Source organism: Mesorhizobium sp. Cs1299R1N3, assembly GCF_037179625.1.
Taxonomy (GTDB): domain Bacteria; phylum Pseudomonadota; class Alphaproteobacteria; order Rhizobiales; family Rhizobiaceae; genus Mesorhizobium; species Mesorhizobium salmacidum.
On the sequence record NZ_JAPYKQ010000006.1, the window covers coordinates 333,758 to 340,975 of the forward strand.

The 7,218-nt window shown below is 62.1% G+C and carries 9 protein-coding genes and 1 pseudogene; 9 read left to right on the plus strand and 1 reads right to left on the minus strand.

Annotated elements, in window-relative coordinates; genetic code table 11:
- Positions 1–39 precede the first annotated feature (39 nt).
- From O7B34_RS16780 to O7B34_RS16800, 5 genes are all read left to right on the plus strand, one after another.
- The gene (locus tag O7B34_RS16780; RefSeq protein ID WP_337147101.1) at positions 40–1,815 is read left to right on the plus strand and encodes a cbb3-type cytochrome c oxidase subunit I; all 1,776 of its coding nucleotides are present in this window, start codon (positions 40–42) and stop codon (positions 1,813–1,815) included.
- Entirely contained in the window at positions 1,812–2,516 is a 705-nt protein-coding gene (locus O7B34_RS16785) for a cytochrome c oxidase subunit 3 (RefSeq protein WP_337147102.1), read from the plus strand. Before O7B34_RS16780 ends, O7B34_RS16785 begins: the two co-directional genes overlap by 4 nt.
- Positions 2,517–2,555: 39 nt before the next feature.
- Positions 2,556–3,278 carry a heme-copper oxidase subunit III family protein gene (locus O7B34_RS16790; RefSeq protein ID WP_027145445.1) on the plus strand — a complete coding sequence of 241 codons (723 nt, stop codon included), beginning with the start codon at positions 2,556–2,558 and terminating at the stop codon, positions 3,276–3,278.
- 9 nt (positions 3,279–3,287) lie between these two features.
- Complete coding sequence (locus O7B34_RS16795) at positions 3,288–3,671, plus strand: cytochrome C oxidase subunit IV family protein (RefSeq protein WP_140508216.1); 384 nt, start codon at positions 3,288–3,290, stop codon at positions 3,669–3,671.
- A 104-nt stretch (positions 3,672–3,775) separates the two neighbouring features.
- On the plus strand, positions 3,776–4,246 hold the full coding sequence (locus O7B34_RS16800) for an aminoacyl-tRNA deacylase (protein ID WP_337147104.1): 471 nt from the start codon (positions 3,776–3,778) through the stop codon (positions 4,244–4,246).
- 131 nt (positions 4,247–4,377) lie between these two features.
- Here the strand turns inward: O7B34_RS16800 and O7B34_RS16805 are convergent, their stop codons facing one another.
- Positions 4,378–5,226: a DUF2189 domain-containing protein gene (locus O7B34_RS16805; protein ID WP_337147105.1), complete on the minus strand. Its 849-nt coding sequence runs from the start codon at positions 5,224–5,226 to the stop codon at positions 4,378–4,380.
- 309 nt (positions 5,227–5,535) lie between these two features.
- On the opposite strand from O7B34_RS16805, the gene O7B34_RS16810 reads away from it, so the two are divergent.
- The 4 genes and pseudogenes from O7B34_RS16810 to O7B34_RS16825 form a co-directional block, all read left to right on the plus strand.
- Entirely contained in the window at positions 5,536–5,922 is a 387-nt protein-coding gene (locus O7B34_RS16810) for a c-type cytochrome (protein ID WP_337104738.1), read from the plus strand.
- Between the two features lie 308 nt (positions 5,923–6,230).
- On the plus strand, positions 6,231–6,566 hold the full coding sequence (locus tag O7B34_RS16815) for a hypothetical protein (RefSeq protein WP_051442776.1): 336 nt from the start codon (positions 6,231–6,233) through the stop codon (positions 6,564–6,566).
- Positions 6,563–6,808 (plus strand): hypothetical protein, encoded by a 246-nt coding sequence (locus O7B34_RS16820; RefSeq protein WP_337147106.1) that lies wholly within the window; start codon positions 6,563–6,565, stop codon positions 6,806–6,808. The genes O7B34_RS16815 and O7B34_RS16820 overlap by 4 nt, the downstream gene beginning before the upstream one ends.
- 291 nt (positions 6,809–7,099) lie before the next feature.
- A pseudogene (locus O7B34_RS16825) lies at positions 7,100–7,218 on the plus strand (exodeoxyribonuclease III); the annotation flags it as partial.

Consider the following 7,218-nt stretch of genomic DNA (forward strand, 5'->3'; position numbering starts at 1 on the left):
GGCCCCGAGGAGGACCGGAAAAAGCGGAGAGGTTCAGGGATGGTTGACGTCACGCCTCATGGAGCAGACTTCATTCCGGCCGCGGAAGTGGCGGAGGTGGAACTCTATCACCCGCACAGCTGGTGGACGAGATACGTCTTTTCACAAGACGCCAAGGTCATCGCCATCCAATATGCCGGCACGGCGCTGTCCATCGGGCTCGTCGCGCTGGTGCTGTCCTGGCTGATGCGCCTGAAGCTTGGTTTTCCCGACACTTTCGCCTCCATCTCGCCGGACATGTATTATCAATTCATGACCATGCACGGCATGATCATGGTGATCTACCTCCTGACCGCGCTGTTTCTTGGCGGCTTCGGCAATTACCTCATCCCGTTGATGGTCGGCGCACGCGACATGGTGTTTCCCTATGTCAACATGCTGAGCTACTGGATCTATCTGCTTGCCGTTCTGGTGCTCGTCGGCAGCTTCTTCGCGCCGGGCGGACCGACAGGCGCCGGTTGGACGCTCTATCCGCCGCAGGCCATTACCTCGGGCACGCCCGGCGGACAGGATTGGGGCATCATCCTGATGCTCGTGTCGCTGATCCTGTTCATCATCGGTTTCACCATGGGCGGCCTCAACTATGTGGTGACCGTGCTTCAGGGTCGCACGCGCGGCATGACGCTGATGCGCCTGCCGCTGACCGTCTGGGGTATTTTCACCGCCACGGTCATGGCGCTGCTGGCCTTCCCGGCGCTCTTCGTCGCCTGCGTCATGATGCTGTTCGACCGCGCGATCGGCTCGAGTTTCTTCATGCCGGCGATCGTGGAAATGGGCGCCAACCCGCTGCCGCACGATGGCGGCAGCCCGATCATGTTCCAGCACCTGTTCTGGTTCTTCGGCCATCCTGAAGTCTACATCGTGGCGCTGCCCGCCTTCGGCATCGTCTCCGACCTCATCAGCACGCATGCGCGCAAGAACATCTTCGGCTATCGCATGATGGTGTGGGCGATCGTCAGCATCGGCGCGCTCTCCTTCGTCGTCTGGGCGCACCACATGTATGTCTCGGGCATGCATCCCTACTTCGGCTTCTTCTTCGCCACCACCACGCTGATCATCGCCATCCCCACCGCCATCAAGGTCTACAATTGGGTGCTGACATTGTGGCGCGGCGACATCCACCTGACCATCCCGATGCTGTTCGCGCTCTCTTTCATCGTCACCTTCGTCAATGGCGGGCTGACCGGGCTGTTCCTCGGCAATGTGGTGGTCGACGTGCCGCTGTCGGATACGATGTTCGTCGTCGCGCATTTTCACATGGTGATGGGCGTGGCGCCCATCATGGTGGTATTCGGTGCGATCTATCATTGGTACCCCAAGATCACCGGCCGGCTGCTCAACGAGTCGATGGGCCGCTTCCACTTCTGGGTGACCTTCATCGGTACCTACCTGATCTTCTTCCCGATGCACTATGTCGGGCTGGTCGGCGTGCCGCGCCGCTATCCCGAACTCGGCGACACGGCCTTCGTCCCGCCTTCGGTGCATACGCTGAACGCGTTCATCACCGTGGCCGCGCTGGTCGTCGGCTTCGCCCAGATGGTGTTCCTGTTCAACCTGCTGTGGAGCATTCGCCATGGGCGGCCGGCAGGCGACAATCCGTGGCGGGCGACGACGCTCGAGTGGCAGACGGCCGGCACGCCGCCGCCGCACGGCAATTTCGGCAAGGAGCTGCCGGTGGTCTACCGCTGGGCCTACGACTATAGCGTGCCCGGCGCGCCGGAAGACTTCATCGCACAGAACGATCCGCGCCCATTGACGCAAGGCGGCCCCGCATGATCGTGATCCTGATCCTCCTGGCCGCCGTAACCGGCGTTGTCGGCTGGTGGCTGTCGCGCCAGCGGCTGATGTCCAAGCCGTGGCTCGAGGTCGGGCCGGTGACGGCGTTTCCGCAGACGGAAGCGTCGCTCATGCATCCGGCCAAGATCGGGCTCGGCGTGTTCCTTGCCGTGGTCGGCGCGCTGTTCGCGCTCATGATCAGCGCCTATGTCATGCGCATGGACTATGCCGACTGGCAGGCCGCTCCAGCCCCGAGGCTGCTGTGGCTCAACACCGCCATGCTGGTGCTGGCGAGCTTGGCGCTGCAAGGCGCGGTGTCTGCCGCGCATAAAGCCCAACTGGACAATCTCCGGCTTGCCCTTCTCGCCGGCGCCCTGGCATCGCTGGCTTTCCTGGCTGGGCAATTGCTCGCCTGGCGCGATTTCGCCGCCGAAGGCTATTTCGCGACAGAGAACCCGGCCGCCAGCTTCTTCTATCTCCTGACCGCGATGCACGGCCTTCACATCATCGGCGGATTGGTGGCGCTCGGCCGGGTCAATGTGCGCGCATGGCAAGGCGCCCGGTCCGGAAGCCTCGCTCTGTCGACCGAGCTCTGCGCGATATACTGGCACATCCTGCTTGCCGTCTGGCTGGTGCTTTTCTGCGTGCTCATGGGCTGGGCGGATAACGTGATCGACATCTGCCGGGGGCTCTTGACCTAGACGGCCGCGCGACGGGCCGTACCGAAGGAGGAAATGCTCATGGCCGAGACCACGCTGGAACACGCCGCACCGGTCGCTCCGCGGCCGCCGGGCCTGCGCGGCATCGCGGCCGACTGGTCGTCCGACCAGAGGGCGTTCAAGAACGTCTCCTGGGGCAAGGCGATGATGTGGATCTTCCTGCTCAGCGATACTTTCATCTTTGGCTGCTTCCTGTTGTCCTACATGACCGCGCGCATGTCGACGACGGTGCCTTGGCCCAACCCGAGCGAGGTTTTCGCGCTGCATCTGTTCGGCAGCGACATTCCGCTGATCCTGATCGCGATCATGACCTTCGTGCTGATCTCGTCGAGCGGCACGATGGCGATGGCGGTCAATTTCGGCTACCGGCACGACCGCAGGAAGACGGCGGTGCTGATGCTCGTCACCGCCGCGCTCGGCGCGACCTTCGTCGGCATGCAGGCGTTCGAATGGACGAAGCTCATCACCGAGGGCGTGCGGCCCTGGGGAAATCCCTGGGGCGCCGTGCAATTCGGTTCATCCTTCTTCATGATCACCGGGTTCCACGGCACCCATGTCACCATCGGAGTGATCTTCCTTTTGATCACCGCGCGCAAGGTGTGGCGCGGCGACTTCGAAGCCGGTGCGCGCGGGTTCTTCACCAGCCGGCGCGGCCAGTACGAGAGCGTCGAGATCATGGGGCTCTACTGGCACTTCGTCGACCTGGTGTGGGTGTTCATCTTCGCATTCTTCTATCTTTGGTGAGGTGGAGTGATGGCACAGGCAGAAGCGCGCGAACACGGGCTGCATGGACACGCCGCTCCCGCCCAGGCGGTGGGGCACGCGGAAGGCCAGCAGCACCCGATCAGGCTCTATCTCGTCGTCTGGGGCTGGCTGTTCGTCCTCAGCGCCGGCTCCTACAGCATCGACTATTTCGGCCTCCAGGGCTATCTCAGATGGGGCCTGATCCTCACATTCATGATGCTCAAGGCCGGGCTGATCGTCGCCGTGTTCATGCACATGGCCTGGGAGCGGCTGGCGCTTGCCTATGCGATCCTGGTGCCGCCGCTGCTGATCCTGGTGTTCGTGTGGATCATGGTTCTCGAGTCCGGCTACACCGAGTTGACCCGTGTCCTGTCATTCGGCATGGGGCCATAGACGGCTCGCCGGACCGCGTTTCTTCGTTGACAGGAAAAATGACGGGAGGACAATGGTTGCCACGTTCTCAGACGCGTCCCACCTCCAACAGAAAGGCGCCTACGATGACGATCGCAAGGAAACTCCAGGACTATATTGCCGGCAAGGGCGTCGCCTACGATACCGTTGCCCACCACCGAACCTCGACCAGCAGCCAGACGGCGCAGGCAGCGCATGTTCCGGGCCGGCGACTCGCCAAATCGGTGCTGGTCCATCACGAGATGGGCTATGCGCTGGCGGTGGTTCCGAGCAGCCACCGGGTCGAGTTCAACACGTTGCAGGACGTGGTCGACAGACGGCTTGGCCTCGCTTCCGAAGATGAAATCGGCGAGGTGTTCAGCGACTGCGACATTGGCGCCGTGCCGCCCCTGGGCGCCGCCTATGGCGTGCCGGTCATTCTCGACGAAAGCTTTGGCGGGGAAGACGACGTCTATTTCGAAGCTGGCGATCACAAGACGCTGGTGCATGTCACGGGCGGCGACTTCCGCAATCTGCTGAGGGATGCGCGGGTCGCTCGCTTCAGCCATCCGGCGTGAACCAGAAGCGCCCGCCTCTTTACAGGGTGGGCGCCTCTCCTTCGTCGAGCAATCGGCGGCAAGGCGACGCCGGTCTCTATTTTGTGCATGTTGCCGCGTCACCTTTGCGCGCATGCACTGGGCAAGTCGGATCAGCGTCCTTTGCGTGTTTTTGCCTTGGCTGGGGCAGGAGCAGGGGCTGGCGCCGGTTCGATCAGCTTGCGGTAAAGGTGCCAGGTCGAATGGCCGAGCACGGGCAGGACCACGGCCAGCCCGACGAGCAGCGGCAGCGAGCCGAGACCCAGCGCAACGGCGACAATGAGACCCCACAGCAGCAGCGGCACGGGGTTCGTCATGACCGCTCGCGCCGAAGTTTCGACCGCCGCGTAGGCGCCGATGTCGCGGTCGAGCAGCAGCGGGAAGGCGACGACCGTGGTGCTGAGCACGACAAGGGCAAACAGAAAGCCGATGAGGTTGCCCAGAATGATCAGCGTCCAGCCGCGCTGCGTGGTCAGCACATCCGCGATAAAGCCGAAGAACGATGCCGGCGCGGCGTTGCCATAGAGGTGCCCATAGAGCGCGCGCGCGGTCACCAGCCAGGCGATGAACAGCACCACCAGCATCACCCCGAGAGCGGCGATAGCCGGCATGGCGGGCGATTTTCGGACGTCGAAGGCATGTCGCCACGACGCGTCGAGTTGCTGTTCGCGCCGGCGGCTGATCTCGTAGAGGCCAAGCGCGGCGAAGGGGCCCAGAAGCGCGAAGCCGGTCATCAGGGGATAGACGAGCTGAAGCGCGTTGCCGCCGGAGCTCCAGGTGATCAGCACGATACCGGCAACCGGATAGATCAGGCATAAAAAGACGTAGTGCGAGGGTTTTTCCCAAAAATCGTCAAATCCCCGGCGAAGCGCGTCAAAAACATCCGCAACCCCTATCCGGCGGATAGCGGGATGTTCGAGCTTGCTACCGGTGCCTGCTGCGTAGACATGGAAATTTGCCATGACCATTCCTCCAGGATCGGGCCCGGTTCGGTCGCGGCTTTCGGTGCTGCTGTCTGCGTGACTGGCCACGCGAAACCGCGACCTGCACCGCCGGGATCATAGCATTGTTCCCAAGCCTTGTCGCGTTCGGCGGCCCGGTCTGCAACCTAAATACCGCGTGATGCGTTACCCTGCGCGGCATTGAAGCGCGTGGCGTCGAAAAGGGGTCATGCAACCGCTAATTTTAGCCTTATAACCGAGGGTTACTTTCGGGCGACATGCGATAACATCCAAGGCGCGGACAGCGCCGATTTGAGGGAGGAGAATGCCATGAGACTGACCGCGGCCCTTCTTGCAATTTCATTTATCGCGACCATTCCGGCCTTTGCAGCGGGCGATGCCGATGCCGGCAAGAAGATCTTCACCAAATGCATGGTCTGCCATGAAGCGGCGACCGACAAGGACAAGATCGGTCCCTCCTTGCACGGCGTCATCGGCCGAAAGGCAGGTTCGCTGCCGAGCTTCCAGGCCAAATATTCCGACGCGATGAAGAAGGCGGGTGCAGGCGGCCTGGTCTGGGACGAGGCCAATATCGCTGAATACATCAAGTCGCCGAAGACAAAGGTGCCCGGCAACAAGATGCCCTTCGCCGGGCTCCCGAACGATGCCGACATCGCCAATGTGATCGCCTACCTGGAAGCCGCCGCCAAGCAGTAGAGGGCGGCGCCGGCGGAACTGGGATGCCTGAGCCTGGACTCGGAGGCGGTCGATGCTTGCCGAGCCGGGGCGAATTCATGCCAGAGTCATGCGAAAGTTGCCGCACCCGAGGCGATCAAGGCGGACCCGTTCGCAACTCCCCTATGCCCCCCAATGTACCGTTTTTACGCGGGACGAAGCGCGCGCAGCCTCAGACACAATTCAGAAATAAACCAGAAAAATTCCAGAAATCGTTCGGGCGTAGAATTGGCTGGAGAGGGTTTCATCGGCCGCCGCACCGCGGCACTTGTTCGGATTGGCGACAAGCGATGCAAAGGTTCTCGATCAGCTTGATGAGTGCGTTGCTCGGTATTTCGCTCGCCACCGGTCCGGTCGAAGCTGGCGAGGCAAAGGTTGCGGCGACCCGAACCGAGCGCTGCACCAATCTAAGCCGCCAAGTTGACGAAGCTCTCGAAACCCATGCCGCGTCAAGGCAGGTCACCGCGGCGAAGGCACTGCAAAGAAAGGGAAACCGGTTCTGCGCCAACAAGAAGCAGGCACAGGGAATCCGAATGCTCGCAAACGCCGTGAAGCTGCTTGGCGTGACGCCGATCGATCCCGATGCAGTGAAAACCGACCTGCATAGCAAGGAGAAAAAACCATGAAAAAGTCCCTTCTCTCCGCCCTCGGTCTCGCTGTTGCGCTGGCTTTGTCGATGCCAGTTCCCGGCACCGCCGCCGCCACCACGACGACCGCTCCAGCCGCGACCGCAACGACCACGATGACCAAGGCGACAACGGCTGCGAAGCCGCACCGGAAGGCTTGCAAGCCGACCAAGAAGCACAAGTGCCCGATAAAGCACAAGAAGCACACCGCGAAGACCGCGGCGCCTAAAAAAGCCTATTAACACCGCCATGCCATGAGAAGGCTGTTCCATCTGCATTCGGTTGGGGCGGCCTTTTCCATGGTGGCCGTCGCGGAGCGGCCCATTGGCTCTCCGGCTGCTTCGGTGGACGCCCTTCGCGAGTTGCTCACGGCGCCAGCTTGGATCGATTTGACTGGCTCTGGGGCATTGGATCGTCAGACGCCAAGAAACAACTGCATCCGGTTCCGTTGAACCTCCCGATTTTGCACTTAGACCGGGATCGTAGCGAACCGTCCGACGTTGAGAGGCGCGGCCTAGCCTACGGAAGTTCAAATGACCCGCATCGCTACCTTCAACGTGAACGGCGTCAACGGCCGCCTGCCCGTGCTGCTCAAATGGCTGGATGAAACCGCGTACGACATCGTCTGCCTTCAAGAGCTCAAGACATCCGA